Origin of the sequence: Marinobacter sp. BW6, assembly GCF_008107725.1 — a bacterium.
GTDB lineage: Bacteria > Pseudomonadota > Gammaproteobacteria > Pseudomonadales > Oleiphilaceae > Marinobacter.
Window position 1 is genome coordinate 1 of record NZ_VIRN01000095.1, and the last position, 395, is coordinate 395.

At 62.8% G+C, this 395-nt stretch carries 1 protein-coding gene; it reads right to left on the reverse strand.

All coding sequences use genetic code 11. The annotated features are described in order from the left end of the window. Positions 1-395 (reverse strand): amino acid permease (locus tag FMN52_RS19720; RefSeq protein ID WP_148610310.1); only part of this gene is annotated, 395 nt, incomplete at both ends.

Genomic DNA, 395 nt, shown 5'->3' on the forward strand with positions numbered 1-395 from the left:
GATCACCACCGTGACTACCTTGATCAGGGCGAACCAGAATTCGCTCTCGCCGAAGCCGCGCGCGGAAATCACGTTGAGGCCGAACATGATGCCCAGGAAGATCGCGCTCCAGTAGATGCCCGGCACCTCGGGGAACCAGAAACTCATCACCAGTTGCGCCGCCACCAGTTCCGCGGCGATGGTCACCGCCCAGTTGTACCAGTAGTTCCAGCCGAGGGCGAAACCGAAGCCATCTTCGACGAACCGGCTGCCATAGGTGCAGAACGAGCTGGAAACGGGCATGTAGGCGGCCATCTCGCCGAGACTGGTCATGAGGAAGTACACCATCAGCCCGATCAGTGCGTAGGAAAGCAGCGCACCGCCGGGCCCGGCGGTGGCCACTGTGGCCCCGGAGG